The following is a 22,468-nucleotide window of genomic DNA, read 5'->3' as shown; positions in this document are numbered from 1 at the left end:
CTGCTCGTCGCTGGCGTCCGCGGTGCCGCGGTGCTCTGGCTTCATCTGGATCTACCGTCCCTCTCGGTCGAGCTGGTGATCCAAGCTTCCCGGGTCGGCGGCGGTGGGGGCCATGGGGGTGCTCCGTCTTCCCGGGCGGGGGTTATCCCCACCCCCGCGTCCGTCCCGGTGCCCACCCCGCATCCGTCCCGGTGCCCGCTCCTCGTCGGCCGGGCGTCCTCCGGCTGTCCACGGGTTGTCTTGCGGATCGGGCAGGGTGCGGTGGTCCACGGCCGTGCACTTAGACTCACGCATTGGCGATGGTTATGACCGTGTAAAGAAATGTCGTAGAACTGCCCCGAGGGGCGGTTTCCACGGCCGATGTGGAGGCGAGTGGCATGGAGGGGCAGCAGGCGGCTGCCGTCGCTGCCGACCCGGCGGTCGGCAGCGGCTACTTCGACGCGTACGCCGCGATGGGTCTGCTCGCGGTGGTCGGCGTGCTGTTCGTCGCCGTGGCGTTCACCGCGAACCGGCTGCTGAGGCCGGTGGTGTACTCGCCGGAGAAGCTCCTCGCCTACGAGTGCGGCGTGGACCCGGTCGGGGGGGACTGGGCGCACACCCAGATCCGGTACTACGTCTACGCCTTCCTGTACGTGATCTTCGCAGTCGACGCGATCTACCTGTTCCCGTGGGCGACCGTCTTCGCCGCCCCCGGGTACGGCGCCGGGACGCTGGTCGAGATGTTCGTCTTCATCGGCTTCCTCGCGGTCGGGCTGCTCTACGCCTGGAAGAAGGGCGTTCTGGAATGGACGTGACCCACAACCACTCGCACGGCGCCGCAGGCCCCGTCCCGCTCGGCCTGCCCGACCCGTCCCGCCCCGGCGCGGCCGTCGAGCGCCGCGGCATCGGCCCGCTGGCCCGGCTCGCGCCGGACCCGGTCAAGGTCGTCCTCAACTGGGGGCGCCGCTACAGCCTCTGGTGCTTCAACTTCGGCCTGGCCTGCTGCGCGATCGAGTTCATCGCCGCGTCCATGGCCAAGCACGACTTCATCCGGATGGGTGTCATCCCGTTCGCGCCCGGCCCCCGCCAGGCCGATCTGATGATCGTCTCGGGGACCGTCACCGACAAGATGGCCCCGGCCGTGAAGCGCCTGTACGAGCAGATGCCCGAGCCGAAGTACGTCATCTCCTTCGGCGCCTGCTCCAACTCCGGAGGCCCGTACTGGGACTCCTACTCGGTCACCAAGGGCGTGGACCAGATCATCCCGGTCGACGTCTACGTGCCGGGCTGCCCGCCGCGGCCGGAGGCGCTGCTCCAGGGCATCCTCAAGCTCCAGGAGAAGATCGCCGCCGAGTCCCTGCCGGGCCGGTACACCGCGCCCGCCGCCGCACTGCGCCGTCCGCTGGTGGCCGGGCCGGACACCGCTTCGGAAGGAGGAGGCGCATGAGCACCGCAGAGGAGTACGCGGCGTCGGTCGGCGAGTGGGCCACCGGCGCCGAGGCGTACGGGCTGATCACCGTCGACGTGCCCGCCGAGCACTGGATCGAGGCCCTCACCGCGGCCCGCGACGTCCTCGGGCTCTCCTTCTTCGACTGGCTGAGCGCCGTGGACGAGCTCGCCGAGGGCTTCTCGGTGGTCGCCCACCTCGCCTCCGCCGACGCGCCGGGCGTGCGCCACCTCGCGGTGCGCACCCGCGTGCCGCGCGACAGGGCCGCGCTGCCGACGGCCGTCCCGGTGTACGCGGGGGCCGGCTGGCACGAGCGCGAGACGCACGAGATGTTCGGCATCGACTTCCCCGGGCACCCCTACCTGGCCACCCTGCTACTGCCGGACGGCTTCGAGGGGTACCCGCTGCGCAAGGAGTTCGTGCTCGCGGCCCGGGTCGCCAAGGCCTGGCCGGGCGCCAAGGAGCCGGGCGAGTCCGACGGCGACGGGCCGGCGCGGCGCAAGATGCAGCCGGCCGGCGTGCCGGACCCGAACGAGTGGGGGCCGCTCAAGGGCACCCTGCCTCCGGTCGCCGAGCGGCCCGCGCGCGGTGCGCGGGCGGCGGGCGCGGCCCGGGTGCCGCGGGCCGGCGCCGGTGCTGCCGGTGCTGCTGCGGGTGCCGCTGCCGGTGCCGGGGCGGCCGAGGGTGCTGCCGCGGTGCGGGTGGACCGGCCGCGGCGGACCAGGTCGGTCTCCGAGGGCTCCGCGAGCCAGGCCGCCGAGGCGGTCGGGGGCACGGCCACCGAGGGCGCTGCCGAGGGCGTGGCCGTCGAGGCGACAGCCGTCGAGGGCACGCCGGGCGTGGGTGCGGCGGAGACCGCCGCACCGCCGGTGCGGGCCGACCGGCCCCGCCGGACCAGGACGGCCTCGGACGGCTCGGCGAGCCGGACGGCGGGTGCCGAGGCCGACTCCGGCGCCGCCGGGGCGAAGCCCGAGCGCCCGGCGCCGGCCCGGCCGCAGTCCGCGGACGCGCCGTGGCACAACCCCGTGCCCGCGCACGACGAGCCCGGGGCGGCGACCGGGGCGAAGCCGGAAGCGGCGGCCGGGGCGGAACCCGGGGCGGCGACCGGAGCGGAGCCCGAAGGGGCGCCCGGGCCGAAGCCCGCGCCCAAGGCGGAGCCCACGGCGGACGGGACGACCGACGGGACGACCGACGAGACGCCGGCCGATCAGGCCGGCCAGGACGGAGACAGCACGTGAACCTGCTCGACACGTTGCTGCGCTGCGCCGCCACGCTCGTCGTCTTCCTCACCTTCCCCCTGATCATCGGCCAGACCGAGCACAAGGTGATGGCGCACATGCAGGGCCGGCTCGGCCCGATGTACGCCGGCGGCTTCCACGGCTGGGCCCAGCTGGTCGCGGACGGGGTGAAGTTCGCGCAGAAGGAGGACATCGTCCCGGACGGCGCGGACCGCCGGATCTTCCAGGTCGCCCCGGCCGTCTCGCTGCTGCCGTACCTGTTCGTCCTGCTGGCGATCCCGGTCGGCCCGGACGGCTTCGTCGGCCAGGCGGTCGACGCCGGCCTGTTCTTCGTGCTGGCCGTGATGGGCATCGGCGTGATCGGCAAGCTGATGGCCGGCTGGGCCTCGGCGAACAAGTTCTCGCTGCTCGGCGGTCTGCGCACGGCCGCGCAGCTGATGTCCTACGAGCTGCCGATGGTGCTCGCCGCCGCCTCCGTGGCGATGGCCGCGGGCACTCTCTCGCTGCCCGGGATCATGGACGCCTGGGAGTGGTACTGGCTCCCGTGGCAGCTCATCGGCGCGTTCGTCTTCTTCACCGCCGGCCTGGCCGAGCTGCAGCGCCCGCCGTTCGACATGCCGGTGGCCGACTCCGAGATCATCTTCGGCGCGTACACCGAGTACACCGGCCTGCGCTTCGCGTTCTTCCTGCTCTCCGAGTACGTGGGCATCCTGGTGGTGTCCGGGCTGACCGCGGTGCTGTTCCTGGGCGGCTGGCACGGCCCGCTGCCGGACCAGCTCGGCTGGCTCTGGACCATCCTGAAGACCTTCGCGCTGGCCTTCGTCGTCATCTGGCTGCGGGTCACCTATCCGCGTCTTCGCGAGGACCAGCTGATGAAGTTCGCCTGGACCGTGCTGATCCCGCTCGCCCTCGTCCAGCTCGCCCTCACCGGCGTCATCAAGGTGGCGATCTCATGACCTTCCCCGGCTCCGGCCTGGCCAAGGGCCTGGCCGTCACCCTGCGGACGATGACGAAGAAGAGCGTCACCGCGCAGTACCCCGACGTGCAGCCGGTGCTGCCGCCGCGCTCGCGCGGCGTCATCGCGCTGCTGGAGGAGAACTGCACGGTCTGCATGCTCTGCGCCCGTGAGTGCCCGGACTGGTGCATCTACATCGACTCCCACAAGGAGACGCTGCCGGCCGCCGACCCGAACGCCCGCGCCCGCACCCGCAACGTGCTGGACCGGTTCGCCATCGACTTCTCGCTCTGCATGTACTGCGGGATCTGCATCGAGGTGTGCCCGTTCGACGCGCTGTTCTGGTCGCCGGAGTTCGAGTACGCCGAGACGGACATCCTGGAGCTGACCCACGAGCGGGAGAAGCTCCGCGAGTGGATGTGGACGGTGCCGGCGCCGCCGGCGCTGGACCCGGGGGCCGAGGAGCCCAAGGAGATCGCCATCGCGCGCAAGGCGGCGGACAAGCTGGCGGCGGCCGCCGCTGCCGCCGCGTCGGAGGAGCCGGACGGGAAGGAGGACGCCGAGTGAGTGCCGCCCTGATCGCTGCGACCGGGTCGCTGGACCCGGCCGCCCGTTCGTTCCTCTCCCCGACCGGGGTCGAGATCGTCTTCCTGCTGGTCGGCATCGCGGTGCTCGGCTCGGCCGTGGTCGCCGTCACCACCAAGCAGCTGGTGCACGCCGCGCTCTGGCTGGTCGCCGCGCTCGGCGGGCTGGCGGTGGAGTTCCTGCTGCTCACCGCCGAATTCATCGCCTGGGTGCAGGTGCTGATCTACCTCGGCTCGGTGGTCGTGCTGGTGCTGTTCGGGCTGATGCTGACCAAGGCACCGATCGGGCGCTCGCCGGACGCCGACTCGAAGAACCGCTGGGTCGCCCTGGTGGTCGCGCTGGCCTCGGCCGGCACGCTGGTGACCCTGGTCGTGGACGCCTTCCGGAAGTCCTGGATCGACCTCGGCGCCGGCGGCGGCTCGGCCGCGGTGACCGGGGCCAGCCTGTTCCGGACCTGGGTGCTGCCGTTCGAGGCGCTCTCGGTGCTGCTGCTGGCGGCGCTGATCGGCGCGATCGTGCTGTCGCGCGGGGCCAAGCGGCGGGTGCCGCCGCCCCGGGCGGGCCGGATCAGGGCCGGCCGGCCGGTGGGCGGCAACGGCACGGTCGCCGCCACCGCGCCGCGGGCCGCTGCGGAGCCCCCGACCGGCGCCGCCGCCGAGCCGACCGGCGCCGCCGCCGAGCCGACCGGCGCCGCCGCCGAGCCGACCGCCGCTGCCGCCGAGCCGACCGCCGCTGCCGCCGCGTCCGGGACCACCCCGGCGGAGGAGAGCTGATGCACCTCGCCTACCCCGCCGTGCTCGCCGTGCTGCTGTTCAGCGTCGGCGTCTACGGCGTGCTCGCCCGGCGGAACGTCATCCTGGTGCTGATGTCCGTCGAGCTGATGCTCAACGCCGTCAACCTGAACCTCGTCGCCTTCGACGTCTGGCTGCGGGACTCCCTGCACGCCGGCCAGGCGCTCACCCTGTTCACCATCACCATCGCCGCCGCCGAGATCGGTCTCGGGCTCGCCATCGTCCTGCTGCTGTTCCGGGCCCGGGGCACCGCGGACGTCGACCGGGCCACCGAGCTCGGCGACCCGGCCGAGACCGCCGAGGAGGCGCCGACCGGAGCCGAGGCGCTGAAGGGCCAGGCCGCCGCATGAACCTCGCCCTGCCCGCCCTCGTCCCCGCGCTGCCCGCGCTCGGTGCCGCCGCCACCCTGGCCACCGGCAAGAAGGTGCCCGGGCTGGCCAAGCCGCTGGCGATCGTCCCGGTCGCCGCCTCGGCCGTGCTCGCCCTGGTGGTCGCGCTCCAGCTCGGCACCGGCCAGGTCCTGGACGCCGCCACCCGGCTCACCCCGACCGGCGGCCCCGAGATCTCGCTGGGCTTCTACCTGGACGGCTACAGCTCGCTGATCTCCGTCCTGGTCGGCCTGGTCGCCACCTGCGTGCAGGTCTACTCGACCGCCTACCTCAAGGGCGACCCGCGCTACCCCTCGTACGCGGCGCTGGTCTCGCTCTTCACCGCGGCGATGTTCCTGGTCGTCTACTCGGGCGACCTGATCGTGCTGCTGGTCGGCTGGGAGGTCATGGGCATCTGCTCGTACTTCCTGATCGGCCACCACTGGGAGACCGCCGACGCCCGCTCGGCCTCGCTGAAGGCCTTCCTGGTCACCAAGCTCGGCGACGTGCCGTTCCTGTTCGGCATCTTCCTGCTCGGCGCCGACGCCGGCAGCTTCCGGATCCCGGACGTGCTGGCCGCCGCCACCGACGGCCGGCTCGGCCACCCGACGCTGACCGCGCTGCTGCTGCTCGCCGGGGTCGCCGGCAAGAGCGCGCAGTTCCCGCTGCACACCTGGCTCCCGGACGCGATGGCCGGTCCGACGCCGGTCTCCGCGCTGATCCACGCCGCCACCATGGTCGCGGCCGGCATCTACCTGGTGGCCCGGCTGCTGCCGGTCTTCCTGCTCTCCGGGGCGGCGCTGGTCGTGCTGGCGGTCATGGCCGCCGTGACGATGATCGGCTCGGCGCTCTGCGCACTCGCCCAGGACGACCTGAAGCGGGTGCTCGCCTACTCGACCGTCGGCCAGCTCGGCTACATGGCCGGCGCGCTGGCCAGCGGTGACCGCGAGGCATCCGTCTTCCACCTGGTCACCCACGGCGTCTTCAAGGCGCTGCTGTTCCTCGCCGCCGGTGTGGTGATCCACGCCGCGCACACCAACTCGATCTCCGCGATGTCCCGGGTGCCGGGGCTGCGCAAGCGCGTCCCGGACGCCTACTGGACGATGGGCATCGCGCTGGCCGCCCTGATCGGGCTCCCGCCGTTCTCCGGCTTCTTCAGCAAGGAGGCGGTGCTGACCGCCGCCGAGCACGCCGCCGACGGCGACGCGCTGACCAACGGGCTCGGCCCGGCCTCGGCCGTCCCCGAGGCGGCCGGCTGGATCGTGCTGGTCTCGGCCGCGCTCACCGCGCTGCTCACCGCGGCCTACGCGGCCCGGATGTTCCTGGTCACCTTCCACACCCCGGCGGCGGCCGTCGCCGCCGTCGCGGCCGCCCCTGCGGCGGGACGGCCGGACCACGAGGCCGACGCGCCGTACTCGCCCGAGGTGGACGAGGCCGACCCGGCCACCGCGGAGCCGCCCGCGATGCGCTGGCCGCTCTGGGTGCTGGCCCTCCCCACCATGGGCCTCGGGGTGCTCGGCCTGCGCTCCGAGTGGCTGCCCGCACTGCTGGACGGCGGTTCGCTGCGCCCGTCGCCCGTCACCGCCGTGATCGGCACCGGCCTCGCCGTGATCGGCGCGCTGCTGGCGTACGGGGCCTGGCGCGCCGCCACCGCTCGGGTCGCGGCCGGCCGCCCCGAGCCGGCCGACGCGGGCCGGGTGCCCGAGCAGGCCGGAGCCCCGGCCGCCGAGATGATCATCGGCGACCCCGGGCGCGCCCTGCTCGGCCCGCTGTTCGGCCCGGCCCGGCACGGTTTCGGCGTCGACCGGCTCTACAGCGCGCTGTTCGTCCGCCCGGTGGCCGCCGCCGCGCAGCTGGTCCGCTTCCTCGACCGCGAGGTCGTCGAGACGTACGTGCGCGGCAGCGGGCTCGGCGCCAACCTGCTCGGCCGGGCCGTCCGGCTCGCGCAGACCGGCAACGCGCAGACCTACCTCAGCGCGCTGCTCGCCGGCGTCGTCCTGCTGGCCGTCCTGGTGGCGGTGTAGCCGGATGCCCTACCCCGCCCCGCCGGTCCCCCCGATGTCCACCGCCGTCCGCACCGCCCGTAGGAGCCCCCGATGAACGCAGTCCTCATCGCCCTCCTGCTGCTGCCGCTGGCCGGCGCCGCGCTGACCCTGGCGCCGGTGTTCGGCGCCGACGCGGCCGCCGCCGACCGGCGCGCGCTCCGGCTGAACAGCGTCGTCACCGGTGCCGTGCTCGTGCTGACCGTCGTGCTGGCGGCCGGCTTCGACCACGACGAGCCCGCCCGGATGCAGGCCACCACGGACGTGTCCTGGATCCCGGCCATCGGCGTCCGGTTCCACCTCGGTGTGGACGGCGTCTCGCTGCCGCTGATCGTGCTGACCTCGCTGCTCACCTTCCTCTGCGCGCTGTACTCGGAGAAGCGGCTGCCCTCGGGCGACGCCGCGGGCGCAGCCCCCGGCGCGGGCCGTCCGTCGGCGCAGTCCTTCGTCGGGCTGTTCCTCCTCCTCGAAGTGGGCATGCTCGCCACCTTCGCGGTGCTGGACCTCCTGCTCTTCTTCCTGGCCTTCGAGATCGTGCTGATCCCGATGTACTTCCTGATCGCCCGCTGGGGGAGCGGGGCGAAGGTGCCGGCCGCCAACCGGTTCATCCTCTACACGGTGCTCGGCTCGGCCGTGATGCTGCTCGGCTTCCTGCTGGTCGGCAGCAAGGCGGGCACCTTCGACATGCAGGCCCTGGCCGCCGCGCACGGCAACGGCCTGAGCCACACCACCCAGGTGATCGCCGCGTTGGCGATCATGGTCGGCCTCGCGGTCAAGGCCCCCGCCTGGCCGCTGCACAGCTGGCTCCCGGACGCGCACACGGCGGCCCCGACCGTCGGCTCCGTGCTGCTCGCCGGCGTGCTGCTGAAGATGGGTACGTACGGCCTGGTCCGCGTCCTCCTCCCGGTCGTGCCCGACGGCACCGCGACGCTCGCCCCGTACCTGGGTGCGTTCGCCGCCGTCGGCATCGTCTACGGCTCGCTGGCCTGCCTCGCGCTTTCCCGCCCGGGCTCAAAGGGCGACCTCAAGCGCCTGATCGCGTACTCCTCCGTCGGGCACATGGGCTTCGTCCTGCTGGGCATCGCCTCCCTCACGGCGGTGGGCGTCAACGGCGCGCTGTTCGCCAACATCGCCCACGGTCTGATCACCGGTCTGCTCTTCTTCGTGGTGGGCGCGCTCAAGGACCGCTACGGCACGGCGGACCTCGACACCCTGGCCGGCTCCACCGGCGGCGCCCTCTACGGGCGGGCCCCGCGGATCGGCGCCCTGCTCGCCTTCGCCGCCGTCGCCAGCCTCGGCCTGCCCGGACTGGCCGGCTTCTGGGGCGAGCTGCTCGCGATGTTCGGCGCGTTCGACCCGGCCGCCGGCCTCTCGCGCTCCGCGTTCCTCACCTACATGGTCCTGGCCGGGCTCGGCACCCTCCTCACCGCCGCGTACCTGCTGGTCGTGGTCAAGCGCGTCTGCATGGGCGACCCGAAGCAGCCCGCCCCGGTGGCCGAGCTGGCCGACCTGCGCCCGTACGAGGCGGTCAGCTGGACGCCGCTGGCCGCGCTCACCCTGCTGGCCGGACTCTGGCCCGCGCTCCTGCTGGGCCTCTCCGAACCCGCCGTCAAGCTCCTCCTCGGGGGTGGCTGAGCATGCTCGGACCCCAGCTCGCCGCACTCGGACCTCACTCCACGGGGCAGCACACTGTGACCTCCCTCGCCGTAGCCAATCCGGGCAGCCTGATCCAGTCCGTGGACTGGGTCGCGATCGCGCCCCCGCTGATCGCCGCCGTGGCCGCCCTCGCCGTGCTGGTCACCGACCTCTTCCTGCCCGAGCGCCACAAGAAGCTCCTCGGTCTGCTCACCGCGGCCGGACTCGCCCTCGCGCTCATCTCGCTCCTCCCGCTCATCGATGGGTCACCCCGGGCGACGTTCTGTGCGCAGAACGTAACAGGCGCCACTGACAACGCCGGCTGCTCGTACGTGGCCGACCACTTCGCCCTGGTCTTCCAGCTGCTCGCGCTCGGCGGCGCGCTGATCGCCGCGCTGCTCTCGGTGCACACCGTCGAGGACGAGAAGCTGCCCGGCGGCGAGTACTGGTTCCTGCTGCTCTCCAGCGCCACCGGCGCCGCCCTGCTGCCCGCCTCCCGCGACCTCGCCACCCTGGTGATCGCCCTGGAGGTGGCCTCGCTGCCGGCCTTCGCGCTGGTCGCGCTGCGCCGGGACGGCCGGGGCGCCGAGGCGGCGCTCAAGTTCTTCCTCACCTCCGTCACCGCGACCGCCGTGATGCTGCTCGGCGTCGGGTTCGTCTACGCCGCCTCCGGCAGCCTCCACCTGGGCGCGGTGGCCGAGGGCCTGGCGCACGCGCCGGCCCAGCTGAAGCCGCTGGCCGAGGTCGGCGCGGTGCTCACCCTGGCCGGCTTCGCCTTCAAGGTCGCCGCCGTCCCGTTCCACTTCTGGGTGCCCGACACCTACACGGGCGCCCCGCTGCCGGTGGCCGGCTACCTCTCGGTGGTCGGCAAGGCGGCCGGCCTCTCCGGCCTGGCGCTGGTCACCGTGATCGCCTTCCGGCCGTACGCGCACACCTGGGGCCTGGTGCTCGCGGTGCTGGCCGCCGCCACCATGACGGTCGGCAACGTGGGCGCGCTGCGCCAGCGGTTCGACACCCGGTACAGCGCCGTCCGGCTGCTCGCCTGGTCCTCGGTCGGCCAGGCCGGCTACCTGCTGGTCCCGCTGGCCGCCGCCGGGTACGCGCCCACCGGCACCGACCCGCTGGGCGCCACCGCGGCGTACGCGCTGATCTACGGCGTGGTGAACCTGGGTGCCTTCGGCGTGGTCGCCGCCGTCGGCCGGCGGGCCGGGACGAGCGTCGACGACTTCCGCGGCCTGTTCGCCCGGCGCCGCTGGACCGCCCTGGCGCTCGCCTTCTTCCTGCTCTGCCTGGCCGGCCTGCCGCCGGGTGTGATCGGCCTCTTCGGCAAGGTCGTGGTGTTCCGCGCCGCGGTCGACGCCGGGCTGGGCTGGCTGGCCGTGGTGATGGCCGTCAACGTGGTCGTGGCGCTCTACTACTACCTGCTCTGGACGGCGCGGCTGTTCGCTCCGGTGGCGGCCGGGGAGCCGGTCGGCGAGGCTGTCACCGAGCGCCGGCTCCCGGTCCCGCTGGCGGCCACGCTGGGGCTCACCGCCTCCGCCGCCGTGGTGCTCTCGGTGGCCCCGGAGCTCGTCCTCCAGGTGGTCGGCGGCACCCTGTTCTGACCCCCGCCGGCCGGGTCCGTCCCGGCCGGCCCCGGTGGGTGCGGTGGTGGTCACAGGCGGAGGTCACAAGGGAACAAGGCCCACGGCCCCACCCGTTGAGCGGGCAGAGGGACGAGGCAGAGAGGGCTTCCCCGCCGCACCATTGGAGGGCCTGCCGTGCACCGCCGGCACAACGGACTGAGGACCGCCGCACTGCTCGGCGGCCTCTCGGCACTGATCCTGCTGATCGGCAGCCTCTTCGGCCGCACCGGCTTCGTGATCGCCCTGGTGGTGGCCCTCGGCACCAACGCCTACGCGTACTGGAACAGCGACAAGCTCGCGCTGCGCGCGATGCGGGCCCGGCCGGTGAGCGAGATCGAGGCGCCCCGGCTGTACCGGATCGTCCGCGAGCTCTCCACCTCGGCCCGGCAGCCGATGCCCCGGCTCTACATCTCGCCCACCCCGGCGCCGAACGCCTTCGCCACCGGCCGCAACCCGCGCAACGCGGCGGTCTGCTGCACCGACGGCATCCTGCAGCTGCTGGACGAGCGCGAGCTGCGGGGCGTGATCGGGCACGAGCTGAGCCACGTCTACAACCGGGACATACTGATCTCCTCGGTCGCCGGGGCGCTCGCCTCGGTGGTGATGTTCCTGGTGAACTTCGCCTGGCTGATCCCGTTCGGGCGCAGCGAGGACGACGACGGGCCCGGCCTGTTCGGCACGCTCGCGATCATGATCCTCGGACCGCTGGCGGCCTCGCTGATCCAGCTGGCCGTCAGCCGCTCGCGCGAGTACCAGGCCGACGCCGACGGCGCCCGGATCACGGGGGACCCGCTCGCCCTGGCGAGCGCGCTGCGGAAGCTGGAGGCCGGCACCCGGCAGCTGCCGCTGCCGCCCGAGCCGCAGCTGCAGACGGCCAGCCACATGATGATCGCCAGCCCGTTCCGGCCGGGCGAGGCCGGCGCCCGGCTGTTCTCGACGCACCCGCCGATGGCGGAGCGGATCGCCCGGCTGGAGCAGATGGCGGGCTACCGGCGCTGAGCGCCCGGCGCCCGCAAACCGGCGCCCGGCGTGGTCGGGCGGCAGGCACGGGCAGGTCGGCCGGGTCGGCCGGCTCGGGCGGGCTCGGGCGTACGGTTCCGGCTCAGCCGGCGACAACCTCCTCGTAGGCCCGGCGCAGCCGGTGGACGCCCTCGGCGGCGTGCGCCGGGCTGTCCACCCCGGCGTAGCTCAGGCGCAGGTGCGGGGCCGGCGGCTCGGCCGCGTAGTAGGGGCGGCCGGGGGTGAGCTGGACGCCGGCCCGGAGCGCGGCGGCGGTGAGCACCGCCTCGTCGGTGCCGTCGGGCAGCCGGAGCCAGAGATGGTAGCCGCCCGGCCGGAACGCGCCGAGCAGACCGGGGAGCTCGCGGCGCAGCGCGGCGACGGTGGCGGTGCGGCGGTCGCGCAGCTCGGCGCCCAGGGTGCGCAGGTGGCGGGCCCACCCGGGGTCGGCGACCAGCTCCAGTGCGGCCTCCTGGAGCGGCCGGGAGACGAAGAAGCTGTCCACCACCTGGGTGGCCCGCAGCCGCTGGCGGGCGGGGCCGCGGGCGGTGAGCGCGCCGACCCGGAGGTTGGGCGAGGCCGCCTTGGTGAGCGAGCGCAGGTGGACCACCACGCCGTCCGGGTCGTCGGCGGCGAGCGGGCGGGGCAGCGCGGGGGAGTCCGAGTGCACCAGGCGGCGGGCGAAGTCGTCCTCGATCACGAAGGCGCCGGCGGTCCTGACGATCCGCAGCACCTCCGCCCGCCGCTCGGCGGAGAGCACCGCGCCGGTCGGGTTCTGGAACAGCGGCTGGCAGACGAAGAGCCTGGCCCGGGTGGCGTCGAAGGCCGCCGCCAGCAGGTCGGTGCGCACGCCGTCCGCGTCGACCGGGACCGGCACCACCCGGAGCCCGGCGGCCCGGGCGGCGGCCAGGGTGCCGGGGTAGGTCGGGGACTCGACCAGGACGGGGGCGCCCGGGGCAACCAGGGAGCGCAGGGCGATGGTGAGTGCGCTCTGCCCGCCGGCGGTGATCAGCACGTCCCCGGCGTCGAGCGGCCCGCCGCTGCCGCCGATGTCCCGGGCGAACCAGCCGCGCAGCTCGGTCAGCCCCTCCACCGGGGGGCGGTCCCAGGCACCGGGGCGCCGTCCGGCCCGGGCCAGCGCGGCGGCCAGCAGGCGCTCCGGCAGCAGCGAGGCGTGCGGGTAGCCGCCGTTGAGGTCGATGACCCCGGGCGAGGGGACGTTCAGGGTGGCGAGCAGCGGCTCCGCCGCCGGGGTGCGCGGGCCGGCGTCGGCGCTCAGCGCCACCTCCTGCCAGGAGAGGTCGCCGGAACGCCCCGGCGGTGGGGCGGCGGCCGGCGCGACGGGCGGGGCGAAGGCCGCGGCGCGGAAGACCCCGGCGCCCGGCCGGGAGACCACCAGGCCCTCGGCGGCCAGCACGGCGATCGCACGGGAGACCGTCACCGGGCTGACCTGGTGGCGTTCGACCAGCGCCCGGCTGGACGGCAGCTTTCGTCCCTCTGGATAGCGCTCCACTTCCCGTCGGAGGATATCGGCGAGTTCGGTGACGCTGCTACGCTCGTTCATGACGGCACAAGATAGCGCTACTCAGTCCCTGGCGATAGCACCCGAGCGGCCGACGCCCGCCCCCGGTGCCCGCGCCGCCGACGACACCTCGGGCCGCACCGGCTCCTCGGGCCGCGCCGGTTCCTCCCGCGGCACCCGCTCCTCCGGCGGCACCCGCTCCTTCGGAAGCTCCGGCACGGTGCTGGCGGGGCTCGGGGTGCTCTCCTTCTCGTTCAGCTTCCCGGCCACCGCCTGGGCCCTGACGGGCTTCGGTCCGTGGACGGCGACCGGGCTGCGCGGCGTCCTGGCCGGGCTGCTCGCCGCGCTCTGCCTGGCGGCCGCCCGCGTCCCGATCCCCGAACGTCGCCACTGGCCCGGGCTGCTGGTGGTCTCGGCCGGCTGCGTGCTGGGCTTCCCGCTGCTCACCACCCTGGCCCTGCGGACCTCCTCGACCGCGCACTCGGCCGTCGTCATCGGGGTGCTGCCGGTCGCCACCGCCTCGGTCGCGGCGCTGCGGACCGGCCGGCGCCCGTCCCGGGCGTTCTGGGGCGCGGCGCTCGCGGGAGCCGCGGCGGTTCTGGCGTTCACCCTGATGCAGAGCCACGGCCGGCCGACCGGCGCGGACCTCTACCTGTTCGCCGCGCTGCTGGTCTGCGCGGCCGGGTACGCGGAGGGCGGGCGGATCTCGCGGGAGCTGCCGGGGTGGCAGGTGATCGCCTGGGCGGTGGTCGCGGCGCTGCCGGTCACGGTGCTGACCACTGCGCTGGCGCTGCCCGCGGAGCCGTCCCACCCGGGCGCGAAGGCGCTGGTCGGGCTGGCGTACACGGCAGTGGTCTCGCAGTTCGGCGGGTTCGTGGTCTGGTACCGGGGGATGGCGGCGATCGGGGTGCCGAAGGCCAGTCAGCTCCAGCTGGCGCAGCCGCTGCTGACGCTGGTCTGGTCGGTGCTCCTGCTGGGCGAGGAGCTGCCGGCGGCGGCGCCGGTGACGGCGGTGGTGGTGCTGGTCTGCATCGCGGTCACCCAGCGCGCCCGCAGCTGAGGCCGGGACGGCCGGGACGAAAGCCGCGCCCGCGCCCGCACCCGGGCAGCGGGTACGGGCGCGGGCGCGGCGCGGTGGCGGACGGTCAGGTCTGCTCGGGGCGGTAGACGCAGAGCGCCCAGATGATGAAGACGTCCGCCGCGATCACGATGATCGACCAGAACGGGTAGTACGGGAGGTCGAGGAAGTTCTCCAGGGCGCTCAGCGAGACGACCACGATGGCGGCCCAGCGGGCCCAGCGGGCGCCCGAGAGGAGGAAGCCACCGACCAGTGCGACCACTGCGCCGGTGATGACGTGGACCCAGCCCCACCCGGTGAGGTCGAAGCGGAAGACGTAGCGCGGGGTGGTGAGGAAGACGTCGTCGTCGGCGATCGCCATGATGCCGCGGAAGGCCTCGAAGAAGCCGTTGATCAGCATCAGGACACCGGCGAAGACGACCAGCCCGGGGGCCCACTCGCCGAACCGGTTGACCGAGGTCGGCGGCGGTGGCTGCCCGGTGCCGGAGCGCCAGGGCGGGGGCTGGTCGGGGGTGGGCGACGCGCTGCTCATGGGGCTCCTCCTGGGCCGTGCGCCGGGGCCGGCGGTGCGGCGCACGGAGGCGACGCGCCGAAGGCCCGGAACGGGCGTACGGAAAAGGCGTTCGGACTTCGACCGTCCGCCGAACCCGGGCGGCGGGCAATCGGGCGCATCTGTTCGGGTGACGGCCTCCGCGCGCCGCCGGTGCACGCGAACGGGGGCTGGTAGTGGTTGTGCGACCACTGTCCGGGCCCGGTCCGCCCGCCTCGGCGGGGCCGCCGCCCGGCCCGAGCACGGGAGGCGCGCCGCGTGACTCTTCTGCCGAAGGACGTCGTGGAGGAGACCGCGCGCCCGCCGCGCACCCCCCGGCTGGCCCGCTTCCTGGCAGCCGCGCGCCGCCGCCGCGGCCGGGCCCTGGTGGGCTGGCTGACCACCACCGACCACAAGCGGATCGGCACCCTCTACATCACCACCTCGTTCCTGTTCTTCCTGGTCGGCGGCCTGATGGCGATGCTGATCCGGATCGAACTGGCCCGCCCGGGGATGCAGCTGCTCGACAACGCGCAGTACAACCAGCTCTTCACCATGCACGGCACGATCATGCTGCTGATGTTCGCGACGCCGCTGTTCGCCGGCTTCGCCAACTGGATCATGCCGCTGCAGGTCGGCGCGCCGGACGTGGCCTTCCCCCGGCTGAACGCGCTCGCCTACTGGCTCTACCTGTTCGGCTCGCTGATCGCGGTCTACGGCTTCCTCACCCCCGGCGGGGCGGCCGACTTCGGCTGGTTCGCCTATGCGCCGCTGAACAGCGCCGAGTACAGCCCCGGCCTCGGCGCCGACCTCTGGATCATGGGCCTGGCCTTCTCCGGCTTCGGCACCATCCTGGGCTCGGTCAACTTCATCACCACGATCGTCTGCTTCCGCGCCCCCGGGATGACCCTGTTCCGGATGCCGATCTTCGTCTGGAACGTCCTGCTCACCGCCGTGCTGGTGCTGTTCGCCTTCCCGGTGCTCGCGGCCGCGCTGCTCTGCCTGGAGTCGGACCGCCGGTTCGGCTCGCACGTCTTCGACGCCGCCAACGGGGGCGCGATGCTCTGGCAGCACCTGTTCTGGTTCTTCGGGCACCCGGAGGTGTACATCATCGCGCTGCCGTTCTTCGGCATCGTCACCGAGGTGATCCCGGTCTTCAGCCGCAAGCCGGTCTTCGGCTACTCCGGCCTGATCGCGGCGACCGTCGCCATCACCGGCCTGTCGATCACGGTCTGGGCGCACCACATGTTCGTCACCGGGCAGGTGCTGCTGCCGTTCTTCTCGATCATGACGATGCTGATCGCGGTGCCGACCGGGGTGAAGTTCTTCAACTGGATCGGCACCATGTGGCGCGGTTCGCTGAGCTTCGAGACCCCGATGCTCTGGACGGTGGGCTTCCTGGTCACCTTCCTGTTCGGCGGTCTGACGGGCGTGCTGCTGGCCGCGCCGCCGATCGACTTCCACGTCTCGGACTCGTACTTCGTGGTGGCGCACTTCCACTACGTGGTGTTCGGGACGGTCGTCTTCGCGATGTTCGCCGGGTTCCACTTCTGGTGGCCGAAGATGACGGGGCGGATGCTGGACGAGCGGCTCGGCCGGATGCACTTCTGGACGCTGTTCGTCGGCTTCCACGCGACCTTCCTGGTGCAGCACTGGCTGGGCGCCGAGGGCATGCCGCGCCGGTACGCCGACTACCTGGCCTCGGACGGCTTCACCACGCTCAACACCGTCTCCAGCATCGGCTCGTTCCTGCTGGGACTCTCCACGCTGCCGTTCCTCTACAACGTCTGGTACACCGCCCGGTACGGCGAGAAGGTGACGGTGGACGACCCGTGGGGGTACGGGCGTTCGCTGGAGTGGGCCACCTCCTGCCCGCCGCCGCGGCACAACTTCACCACCCTGCCGAGGGTCCGTTCGGAGTCGCCTGCGTTCGACCTGCACCACCCCGAGATCGCCGAGCTGGACCGGCGGCAGAACGCCCGCGAACCGCTGGTCTGAGCGGGGCGCTCCGGCGGTGGTCCGGCGTCGGAGCGGCGGTGGTCCGGCGGCGCCGGGCGGTCCGCAGGCGCTTCCCGGGCGGTCTCGGGGCGGTTCCCGGGCGGTCTCGGGGCGCTCGTTAGGATGGCCGCCATGGCAGAGGAGACCAACGCCCCGACGGCCGGGGACCCGCGGGGCCGGCGCCGCGGCCAGGGCGAACTGGAGGCCCAGGTACTGGCGGTGCTCCAGCGCGCGCCCGGTCCGGCCACGGCCGGCTGGGTCCAGGAGCACCTGGACGGCGGCCTCGCCTACACCACGGTGATCACCATCCTCTCCCGGCTGCACGCCAAGAACGCCGTCTCCCGGACGCGTTCCGGCCGCTCCTACCTCTGGCAGGCCGCCTCCGACGCGGCCGGCCTCGCGGCGCTGCGGATGCGGCGCGTCCTGGACGGCGAGCCCGACCGGGACGCCGTGCTGGCCAGCTTCGTCACCGCCCTGCTGCCGCACGACGAGGAGCTGCTGCGGGCCCTGCTGGACAGCGCGTCCGCCGATCCGGCAGTGGCCGACCGTGAGAGCTGAGCCGTGGGCGTCTTCGTCTTCCTCCCGCTCGTCCTGCCGCTGACGGCGGTTCCGATCGCCCGCCTCGCCGAGCAGCACCTGCACCCGCGCGGCGCGGCCCGGCTGCTGACCTCGATCGGCGCGGTGATGGCGCTGTGCAGCGCGGTCTGCCTGGGGCTGACCGGCGTGGTGGGCACGGCCCAGATCCCGGGCAATCCGCTGCCGGACAGTTGGTCCGACCCGGAGGTCCGGGCGGCGCTGCCGTACCACGAGACGGTCGGGACGGCGGCGATCTGCCTGCTGGTCGCGGTGGCCGCGGCCTGTCTGCGGACGGTCGTCCGGCACCTGCGGGTCCGGGCCCGGGCGCGCCGGGCGCTGGGCCGCCGGGCCGCGGGCGGCCTGGCCGGCGTGGGTGGCACGGGGGTCGCTGCCGCAGGTGCGGCGGGCGCCGACGACGTCGCCGTGCTGCCGGACGCCAGCCCGTACGCGTACGCGCTGCCCGGGACACCCGGTTGGGTGGTGGTCTCCACCGGGATGCTGGCCGGCCTGGCCGCCGACGAGCGGGAGGCGCTGCTCGCCCACGAGCGGGCGCACCTGGAGCACCGGCACCACCGCTACCTGCTGGCCACGCAGCTCGCGGGCTGCGTCAACCCGTTCCTGCGGCCGCTGCAGCAGGCGGTCGCGTACAGCGCGGAGCGCTGGGCGGACGAGGAGTCGGCCCAGGCGGTGGGCGACCGGCGGGTCACGGCCCGGGCGGTGGCCCGCGCCGCGCTGGTCTCGCACCGGGCGCCGGTACCCGGGTTCGCCGCCTTCGCCGCCCCCGGGCCGGTGCCGCGCCGGGTGGCCGCGCTGCTCGGCCCGGTGCCGGCCGCGCGGAACTGGCCCCCGGCCCACACCCGGGCGGGCGTCGCCGCGATGGTGGCGGCGATCGGGACGGCGGCCTCGGCGCTCTGCGCGGTCAACGCGGCGGTGGCCCTGCTGCTGGTCCTGAAAGCCGTCACCCCGCTGTAGGGAGTGCCGGCCCGGTTCACCCCGCCGGGTCGACACCGGGTCGTCCGCCGAGTGGACACGCCCTCGGGCGGGGATGATCGGTGTGAGGTGCTGACCGTCCACCGCGAGAGGGTGCTCGCCATGAAGGTGCTCGAATTCGTCCTGAACGCGATCTGGCTGATCTTCTGCGGCATCTGGATGGCGATCGCCTACGCAGTCGCCGGCATCATCTGCTTCATCCTGATCATCACCATCCCGTTCGGCATCGCCGCCTTCCGGATCGCCGGCTTCGTGATCTGGCCGTTCGGACGGACGACCGTGGAGCGGGCGGACGCGGGGGCGCCGTCCTGCGTCGGCAATGTGATCTGGCTGGTCTTCGCCGGGTGGTGGCTGGCGCTGGCGCACATCGCGACGAGCATCCCGCTGTTCCTGTCGATCATCGGGATCCCGTTCGGGTGGGCCAACCTCAAGATGATCCCGATCTCCCTGATGCCGCTCGGCCGCGAGGTCGTGTCGACGGACCAGCGCTTCGGGCACTGAGCCGGGTCGCCGTCAGCGGGCGGCGGCCGTGACCGGCCGGTGCCGCAGGGCCCAGGCCGCCGCCGGGGCCGCGCAGGCCATCGCGACCAGGACGGAGGCCGCCGCCACCGCGCCCACCGGCCGCCACGGCACGGTCCACGGCGCCGGCGCCCCGAGTGCGGCCAACCCGGTGCGCATCATGCCCAGTTGGGCGGCGGTGACGATGCAGCCGAGGACGGCGCCGACGATCGCCACCAGCGCCGACTCGGCGGTCACCAGCCGTACCACCTGCGCCCGGGTGGCGCCCGCCAGACGGAGCAGGGCCAGTTCGCGGCGGCGGTCGGCGGTGGACGTCAGCAGGGTGTTGGCGAGCGCGATGCCGGTGTACAGCAGGGCGAGGCCGAGCACCAGGACGGTCCGCAGCCAGGCGATCCGCCCGTTGGCCGGGGAGGTTGCCGCGAGCCAGCCGTCCCGGGTGAGCACCGTCGCGCCGTACGGCTGCGCGGCCTCGCGGAGCCGCGCGGTCGCGGCGGCCCGCTCCGCAGGGCCGGCGCCGGGGGCGAGCCGGACCTCGATCCGGTCGACCCGGGCCCCCGGGGCGTTGCGAGCCGTCACGTACAGGCCGTTGTCGCCGACACCGTCGCGCAGGACTGCGGCCACCCGGAGGGTGGTCCGGCTGCCGTCGGCGCGGATCACCGGCACCGGCTCGCCGACGGCCGTCCGGCCCCACTCGGCGGGGAGCACGATGGCGTCGTCGGCGAGGTCGGCCGGCGAGCCGGCCCGGACGGGCAGCCGGGCGAGGGCGGCCAGTCCGGCCGGATCGGCCATCCTGGCCTCGGCCCGGACGGTGTTGCCGTCCGGCTCGACCAGGGCGAGCCGGGTGGGCGCGGTGGGGGAGACGGCCGCCGTTCCGGGCACGGCCCGCAGGGCCTCGACGAGCCGACCGGTCGCCGGGGCGGGTCCGTCGGTCGCCGGGGCCGGTCCTGCGGGCGCTGCGGCGGGCACGATCACCAGATCGGCCGCGGTCCGCGCGGCAGCCTCGGCGGTGCGGGCCGCGGCGACCGTGTCCAGCGCCCCGGCCAGCGAACCGGTCAGTGCCACCGCCACCAGGACCGGTGCCGCGACCGCCCCCGTGCGGCGGACCGCCGCCGCGGCGTTCCCCCGCACCATCCGGACCGCGAACGCGGCCGACCGGGCGGGCCGGGAGTGGAGCCGGCCGAGCGGCAGCCGCCCGAGCACGTGGACCAACGGGCGGGTGAGGGCCGGCGCGAGCAGGCCGCAGGCGGAGATCAGCAGCATCGGCCGGGTGGTGTAGGTCTTGCGGTGCAGCAGGTCGGCGGGGTCGGTGGCGAGCGCCACCGCGGCGAGGGCGGCGGCGGTGAGCAGCAGACCCAGGCCCCAGAGGAGCCGGCCGGCCGTCATCACCCCGGAGTCGAGGTCGGCGGCGCACAGGGCATCCAGCGGGCCGACCCGGCCGGCCCGGCGGGCCGCCGCCGTGACACCGGCCAGCGCCACCAGCAGGCCGGTCCAGAAGGCGCACGGCAGCGGCCAGGCGGCGTCGCGGAGAGCGAAGCCGGCCGGAGCCAGACCGACCTCGCCGAGCCACCGGACCAGCACGGGCGCGCCGAGCCGCCCGAGCGCGCAACCCGCGGCGGAGGCGGCGGCGCCCAGGAACAGTGCCTCGGCGAGGACGGTGCGCCGCACCTGCGCGCGGGTGGCGCCTGCCAGGCGGAGCAGGCCCAGCTCGCGGCGGCGCTGGGCGACGGCGTAGGAGAACGTGGACGCGACGACGAAGGCCGAGACGAACGCGCTCACCCCGCCCGCCGTCCCGAGCGCGGCCACCAGGGAGACCAACTCCTCCCCGCCGGGCGCCCCGACGGCTGAGGCCAGCCCGAGCAGCATCACCGCCGTCATCGCCACCCCGAGGGCGAGCGCGGTGAACGCCCCGAGGAGCGAGACCCAGCGGGCCTTCAGTGATCCGAGCGCGATTCGCAGCATCCTCATGACCGCCAGCCAACCGGCGTTCCCGGCCCCGGTCAGCAGCCCGGGACCCACCCCGTGGGGTAGGGCGGCCCCTACCCGCAGACCCCGTAGGGGTGGCGTGGCGTGGGAAGTCGGCCGGTTCGACTTCCAACTCCGGTCGTCCGGCCGGGCGGGGGGCCACTTCCCGCTCCGGGAGGGTAGGCCCAGCCCTACCGACGGCCGGGGCGGCGCTGCCTAGGGTGGCCGGACGGGCGGAGGGCCCACGGGTGGAGCGGGGTGCGGGGAGATGGCTGAGCGGGGCGGCGGGTGCCAGGCCGAGAGCCGGGCCGTCGACGGCAGCAGGGCGCGGGGCCTCCGGGGGGAGCCGGGCCGCCCGGGCTTCCTGCGGTCCCGGGCGCCCTGGCGCGCCGCGGCCTATCTGCTGGTGAGCGGCTCGGCCGGGCTGCTGCTCTGCGCACTGCTGCTGGTGGCCGGCGTGGCCGCCGGAGCCCTGGCGGCACTGCTGGTCGGCCTGCCGCTGCTCGCCGCCCTGGCCCTCGTCGGGGTGCCGTACGCGGCGTGGGAGCGGCGGCTGTTGCGCCTGCTGGACGGCACCCGCGTGCCCGACCCGCACCTGGTGCCCGACCGTCCCGGCCTTCCGGCCTGGCTCCGCCTCCGCTTCCGCGAGCAGGCGACCTGGCGCGAACTCGGCTTCACGGTGCTGGCGGCCGTCGTCCTCTGGCCGATCGACCTGGTCGTGGCCGGCTGCGCCGTCGTCGTCCCCGGCCACCTGCTCGCCGCCCTGCCGCTCCTGCTGCTGGACGGCGAGCAGGTGAACGTGCTGAAGCTGTGGCAGGTGCACTCCCCGGTGACCGCCGCGCTCCTCGGGGCGGCCGGGATCGCCCTGCTCCCGCTGCTCGCCTACCCGTTGACGGTGGTGGCGGCCGGCCGGGCGGCGCTGGTCCGGACGGTGCTCGGGCCCGGCGCGCAGGAGGACCGGATCGGTGAACTGGTCAGCTCCCGCGCCCGGTTGGTGGATGCGTTCGAGGCGGAGCGCCGCCGGATCGAGCGCGATCTGCACGACGGCGCCCAGCAGCGCCTGGTCGCCCTCACGATGACGCTCGGCCTGGCCCGGCTGGACGCCGAGCCGGGCGGCCCGCTCGCCGGCCGGCTCGCCGAGGCGCACCGGCAGGCGGGCGAGGTGCTGGCCGAGCTGCGCGAGTTGATCAACGGAATCCACCCCCGGGTGCTCGCCGACCGCGGCCTCCCGGACGCCTGCGCGGATGTCGCCGACCGCTCCCCGATCCCCGTCACCACCCGCTTCGACCTGCCCGGGCGCCTGCCCGCGCCGGTCGAGTCGGCGGGCTACTTCGCCGTCTCCGAGGCGCTCGCCAACATCGCCAAACACAGCGGCGCCGACTCCGCCCGCATCGAAGCCCGCTACGCCGGTGGGCGGTTGACCATCGAGGTCACGGACGACGGCTGCGGCGGCGCCGACCCGGCCGCCGGCACCGGACTGACCGGCCTGGCCGACCGGGTCGCCGTCGTGGACGGCAGACTGACGCTGAGCAGTCCGCCCGGTGGCCCGACCCTGTTGCGCGTGGAGATCCCTTGTACTCCGATCAGCCCCTGACCGATACGGATGCGGCCGGAACCCCCGGCCTGCGCA

At 74.6% G+C, this 22,468-nt stretch carries 20 protein-coding genes; 17 read left to right on the top strand and 3 right to left on the bottom strand.

The features are described from left to right. Positions 1-377 precede the first annotated feature (377 nt). The 11 genes from ACIPSC_RS17340 to htpX all read left to right on the top strand — a co-directional run bounded on the left by ACIPSC_RS17340 (position 378) and on the right by htpX (position 11,664). Complete coding sequence (locus ACIPSC_RS17340) at positions 378-794, top strand: NADH-quinone oxidoreductase subunit A (RefSeq protein ID WP_400826534.1); 417 nt, start codon at positions 378-380, stop codon at positions 792-794. Next, positions 785-1,426, top strand: a complete 642-nt coding sequence (locus ACIPSC_RS17335; RefSeq protein WP_238863743.1) for an NADH-quinone oxidoreductase subunit B — start codon at positions 785-787, stop codon at positions 1,424-1,426. The genes ACIPSC_RS17340 and ACIPSC_RS17335 overlap by 10 nt, the downstream gene beginning before the upstream one ends. Next, positions 1,423-2,664: an NADH-quinone oxidoreductase subunit C gene (locus ACIPSC_RS17330; RefSeq protein ID WP_400826532.1), complete on the top strand. Its 1,242-nt coding sequence runs from the start codon at positions 1,423-1,425 to the stop codon at positions 2,662-2,664. The genes ACIPSC_RS17335 and ACIPSC_RS17330 overlap by 4 nt, the downstream gene beginning before the upstream one ends. 2 nt (positions 2,665-2,666) lie before the next feature. Next, positions 2,667-3,620 carry an NADH-quinone oxidoreductase subunit NuoH gene (nuoH, locus tag ACIPSC_RS17325; RefSeq protein WP_400826826.1) on the top strand — a complete coding sequence of 318 codons (954 nt, stop codon included), beginning with the start codon at positions 2,667-2,669 and terminating at the stop codon, positions 3,618-3,620. Then, positions 3,617-4,186: a NuoI/complex I 23 kDa subunit family protein gene (locus ACIPSC_RS17320; protein ID WP_400826531.1), complete on the top strand. Its 570-nt coding sequence runs from the start codon at positions 3,617-3,619 to the stop codon at positions 4,184-4,186. Before nuoH ends, ACIPSC_RS17320 begins: the two co-directional genes overlap by 4 nt. After that, positions 4,183-4,977 (top strand): NADH-quinone oxidoreductase subunit J, encoded by a 795-nt coding sequence (locus ACIPSC_RS17315; protein ID WP_400826530.1) that lies wholly within the window; start codon positions 4,183-4,185, stop codon positions 4,975-4,977. The genes ACIPSC_RS17320 and ACIPSC_RS17315 overlap by 4 nt, the downstream gene beginning before the upstream one ends. Beyond that, the gene (nuoK, locus tag ACIPSC_RS17310) at positions 4,977-5,345 is read left to right on the top strand and encodes an NADH-quinone oxidoreductase subunit NuoK (protein ID WP_395295723.1); all 369 of its coding nucleotides are present in this window, start codon (positions 4,977-4,979) and stop codon (positions 5,343-5,345) included. Before ACIPSC_RS17315 ends, nuoK begins: the two co-directional genes overlap by 1 nt. Continuing rightward, the gene (locus tag ACIPSC_RS17305; protein WP_400826528.1) at positions 5,342-7,387 is read left to right on the top strand and encodes an NADH-quinone oxidoreductase subunit L; all 2,046 of its coding nucleotides are present in this window, start codon (positions 5,342-5,344) and stop codon (positions 7,385-7,387) included. The genes nuoK and ACIPSC_RS17305 overlap by 4 nt, the downstream gene beginning before the upstream one ends. A 72-nt stretch (positions 7,388-7,459) precedes the next feature. After that, complete coding sequence (locus ACIPSC_RS17300) at positions 7,460-9,040, top strand: NuoM family protein (RefSeq protein WP_400826526.1); 1,581 nt, start codon at positions 7,460-7,462, stop codon at positions 9,038-9,040. A gap of 2 nt (positions 9,041-9,042) precedes the next feature. Next, the gene (locus ACIPSC_RS17295; protein WP_400826524.1) at positions 9,043-10,644 is read left to right on the top strand and encodes an NADH-quinone oxidoreductase subunit N; all 1,602 of its coding nucleotides are present in this window, start codon (positions 9,043-9,045) and stop codon (positions 10,642-10,644) included. Positions 10,645-10,800: 156 nt separating this feature from the next. After that, a complete protein-coding gene (gene htpX, locus ACIPSC_RS17290; protein ID WP_238863752.1) occupies positions 10,801-11,664 on the top strand; it encodes a zinc metalloprotease HtpX in 864 nt (287 codons plus the stop codon). A gap of 103 nt (positions 11,665-11,767) precedes the next feature. Here the strand turns inward: htpX and ACIPSC_RS17285 are convergent, their stop codons facing one another. Beyond that, positions 11,768-13,228, bottom strand: coding sequence for a PLP-dependent aminotransferase family protein (locus ACIPSC_RS17285; RefSeq protein WP_400826523.1), 1,461 nt, complete (start codon positions 13,226-13,228; stop codon positions 11,768-11,770). Here ACIPSC_RS17285 and ACIPSC_RS17280 point away from each other — a divergent pair. Next, positions 13,227-14,246: a DMT family transporter gene (locus ACIPSC_RS17280; protein WP_400826825.1), complete on the top strand. Its 1,020-nt coding sequence runs from the start codon at positions 13,227-13,229 to the stop codon at positions 14,244-14,246. The genes ACIPSC_RS17285 and ACIPSC_RS17280 overlap by 2 nt on opposite strands. Positions 14,247-14,331: 85 nt before the next feature. On the opposite strand, the gene ACIPSC_RS17275 is transcribed toward ACIPSC_RS17280, so the two are convergent. Beyond that, positions 14,332-14,796: a hypothetical protein gene (locus ACIPSC_RS17275; protein ID WP_400826521.1), complete on the bottom strand. Its 465-nt coding sequence runs from the start codon at positions 14,794-14,796 to the stop codon at positions 14,332-14,334. Positions 14,797-15,132: 336 nt separating this feature from the next. Here ACIPSC_RS17275 and ctaD point away from each other — a divergent pair, with 336 nt between their 5' ends. The 4 genes from ctaD (at position 15,133) to ACIPSC_RS17255 (ending at position 18,858) form a co-directional block, all read left to right on the top strand. Further along, positions 15,133-16,791 (top strand): cytochrome c oxidase subunit I, encoded by a 1,659-nt coding sequence (gene ctaD / locus ACIPSC_RS17270; protein WP_400826823.1) that lies wholly within the window; start codon positions 15,133-15,135, stop codon positions 16,789-16,791. Between the two features lie 132 nt (positions 16,792-16,923). Then, a complete protein-coding gene (locus tag ACIPSC_RS17265; RefSeq protein ID WP_400826519.1) occupies positions 16,924-17,349 on the top strand; it encodes a BlaI/MecI/CopY family transcriptional regulator in 426 nt (141 codons plus the stop codon). Positions 17,350-17,352: 3 nt separating this feature from the next. Then, positions 17,353-18,339, top strand: a complete 987-nt coding sequence (locus ACIPSC_RS17260; RefSeq protein WP_400826518.1) for a M56 family metallopeptidase — start codon at positions 17,353-17,355, stop codon at positions 18,337-18,339. A gap of 120 nt (positions 18,340-18,459) precedes the next feature. Further along, positions 18,460-18,858, top strand: coding sequence for a YccF domain-containing protein (locus tag ACIPSC_RS17255; RefSeq protein WP_400826516.1), 399 nt, complete (start codon positions 18,460-18,462; stop codon positions 18,856-18,858). Positions 18,859-18,870: 12 nt separating this feature from the next. Here the strand turns inward: ACIPSC_RS17255 and ACIPSC_RS17250 are convergent, their stop codons facing one another. Further along, a complete protein-coding gene (locus ACIPSC_RS17250; RefSeq protein ID WP_400826514.1) occupies positions 18,871-20,841 on the bottom strand; it encodes an FtsX-like permease family protein in 1,971 nt (656 codons plus the stop codon). 265 nt (positions 20,842-21,106) lie between these two features. On the opposite strand from ACIPSC_RS17250, the gene ACIPSC_RS17245 reads away from it, so the two are divergent. After that, a complete protein-coding gene (locus ACIPSC_RS17245) occupies positions 21,107-22,432 on the top strand; it encodes a sensor domain-containing protein (protein WP_400826513.1) in 1,326 nt (441 codons plus the stop codon). Positions 22,433-22,468: the final 36 nt, after the last annotated feature.

This window comes from Kitasatospora sp. NPDC090091, assembly GCF_044747365.1.
Taxonomy (GTDB): Bacteria; Actinomycetota; Actinomycetes; order Streptomycetales; family Streptomycetaceae; genus Kitasatospora.
The sequence above is the reverse complement of the archived record's forward strand: the minus strand, read 5'-3'. Positions and strand labels throughout refer to the sequence as shown.

What these genes read in the sequence shown, in the direction of transcription:
- ACIPSC_RS17250 (WP_400826514.1), bottom strand. Translation starts at nt 20,841, where the DNA reads ATGAGGATGCTGCGAATCGCGCTCGGATCACTGAAGGCCCGCTGGGTC.
- ACIPSC_RS17340 (WP_400826534.1), top strand. Translation starts at nt 378, where the DNA reads ATGGAGGGGCAGCAGGCGGCTGCCGTCGCTGCCGACCCGGCGGTCGGC.
- ACIPSC_RS17280 (WP_400826825.1), top strand. Translation starts at nt 13,227, where the DNA reads ATGACGGCACAAGATAGCGCTACTCAGTCCCTGGCGATAGCACCCGAG.
- ACIPSC_RS17285 (WP_400826523.1), bottom strand. Translation starts at nt 13,228, where the DNA reads ATGAACGAGCGTAGCAGCGTCACCGAACTCGCCGATATCCTCCGACGG.
- ACIPSC_RS17255 (WP_400826516.1), top strand. Translation starts at nt 18,460, where the DNA reads ATGAAGGTGCTCGAATTCGTCCTGAACGCGATCTGGCTGATCTTCTGC.
- ACIPSC_RS17245 (WP_400826513.1), top strand. Translation starts at nt 21,107, where the DNA reads ATGGCTGAGCGGGGCGGCGGGTGCCAGGCCGAGAGCCGGGCCGTCGAC.
- ACIPSC_RS17275 (WP_400826521.1), bottom strand. Translation starts at nt 14,796, where the DNA reads ATGAGCAGCGCGTCGCCCACCCCCGACCAGCCCCCGCCCTGGCGCTCC.
- ACIPSC_RS17335 (WP_238863743.1), top strand. Translation starts at nt 785, where the DNA reads ATGGACGTGACCCACAACCACTCGCACGGCGCCGCAGGCCCCGTCCCG.
- ACIPSC_RS17295 (WP_400826524.1), top strand. Translation starts at nt 9,043, where the DNA reads ATGCTCGGACCCCAGCTCGCCGCACTCGGACCTCACTCCACGGGGCAG.
- ACIPSC_RS17300 (WP_400826526.1), top strand. Translation starts at nt 7,460, where the DNA reads ATGAACGCAGTCCTCATCGCCCTCCTGCTGCTGCCGCTGGCCGGCGCC.
- ACIPSC_RS17330 (WP_400826532.1), top strand. Translation starts at nt 1,423, where the DNA reads ATGAGCACCGCAGAGGAGTACGCGGCGTCGGTCGGCGAGTGGGCCACC.
- ACIPSC_RS17265 (WP_400826519.1), top strand. Translation starts at nt 16,924, where the DNA reads ATGGCAGAGGAGACCAACGCCCCGACGGCCGGGGACCCGCGGGGCCGG.
- ACIPSC_RS17320 (WP_400826531.1), top strand. Translation starts at nt 3,617, where the DNA reads ATGACCTTCCCCGGCTCCGGCCTGGCCAAGGGCCTGGCCGTCACCCTG.
- nuoK (WP_395295723.1), top strand. Translation starts at nt 4,977, where the DNA reads ATGCACCTCGCCTACCCCGCCGTGCTCGCCGTGCTGCTGTTCAGCGTC.
- ACIPSC_RS17305 (WP_400826528.1), top strand. Translation starts at nt 5,342, where the DNA reads ATGAACCTCGCCCTGCCCGCCCTCGTCCCCGCGCTGCCCGCGCTCGGT.